2 protein-coding genes are annotated in these 1,309 nt (G+C 74.6%); both read right to left on the reverse strand.

Annotated features, from left to right (window positions below; translation table 11 throughout):
* Positions 1 to 753, reverse strand: a 753-nt coding sequence (locus PROKR_RS08925) for a serine/threonine dehydratase (RefSeq protein WP_036962221.1), incomplete at its 3' end; no start/stop codon positions are given.
* 85 nt (positions 754 to 838) lie between these two features.
* Positions 839 to 1,309, reverse strand: a 471-nt coding sequence (locus PROKR_RS08930) for an NUDIX hydrolase (protein ID WP_036962223.1), incomplete at its 5' end; no start/stop codon positions are given.

Below are 1,309 nucleotides of genomic sequence, written 5' to 3' on the forward strand. Positions count from 1 at the left end.
CACGAACCGCTGGGCCAGCGGGAACATGAGCCGCCCCACCTGCTTGGGCGCGAGCGAGTCGGCGGCGATCCCCTCGGTGGGCGCGTCGACGGGCTCGCCCGCCGCGAGCGCCCGGTACAGGGTGGGCGCGCCCTCGGGCTCGACGGCCACGACGCGCACGTCGCCACGGAACCAGGCGGCGATGCCGCCGATCAGCCCGCCGCCGCCCACGGCGACCAGCAGGGTGTCGAGGTCGGGCAGGTCCTGGCCGATCTCCAGGCCGAGGGTGCCCTGACCGGTCAGCGTGGCGGGCTGGTCGTAGGCGTGCACGGTCATGGCGCCGGTACCGGCGACGAACTCCTCACTGGCGGCCAGGGCGTCGGCGTACCGGTCGCCGCCCACGACGAGCTTGGCGCCGTACCCGCGGATGCGCTCGGCCTTGGCCGGGGTGGTCACGCTCGGCACGAAGATCGTGGCGGGCACGCCGAGCCGGGCCGCGGCGTACGCGACGGCCGCCCCGTGGTTGCCGCCCGAGGCGGCGACCACGCCGGCGTCGGGTACGTCGCGGGTCAGCAGGCTGGTGAACGCGCCACGGGCCTTGAACGAGCCGGAGTGCTGGAGGCACTCGAGCTTGAGCGCCACGGGCTGCGCGGGCCGGCCGAAGTCGGCCAGGTCGACCTCCAGCACGGGCGTGTGCCGCACGTGCGGCCGGATCAGGGCCTCCGCCGCACGGATGGCGTCCCGGGTCACCTCTGTCGTCGATACGTCCGTCATCGATCCTCCATCAGCTCGTGCCGTCCTCCCGCGTGAGCCTGCGGCTCCGGCTCACGTTGTTCCTCTTCTCGCGTGAGCCTGCGGCTCACGCGATCCCCAGCTCTCGGTCCCGATCCCAGGGCTCGGTCCAGCCGAGCTGGTCGAACATCGCGTCCAGGATCCCCGCGGTGAACCCCCACACGAGGTGCGTCAGGTCGCCGTCGTGCACGTGGAACCCGGGGCCGCGCCACGTCTGGTTGCCGCGGCGCAGGACGGTGGTGAACCGGTTGGCGGGGTCCAGCAGGTCGGCGACGGGGGCGCGGAAGACATGCGCGGACTCGGCGACGTCGACCACGCGCACGGGCGTGGGCCGGGCCCACCAGCCGAGCACGGGCGTGACCACGTGGTTGCTGACGGGCATGGGCAGCTCGCCGAACGCACCGAGCACCTCGACGCCGGCGGCGTCCAGGCCGGTCTCCTCGACGGCTTCGCGCAGGGCGGCTGCGACGGCGTCCTCGCCGTCCTCGGCGCGACCGCCCGGGAAGGCGACCTGCCCGGCGTGGCTGCGCAGCGTGGC

This window comes from Promicromonospora kroppenstedtii DSM 19349 (assembly GCF_000515355.1).
Taxonomy (GTDB): domain Bacteria; phylum Actinomycetota; class Actinomycetes; order Actinomycetales; family Cellulomonadaceae; genus Promicromonospora; species Promicromonospora kroppenstedtii.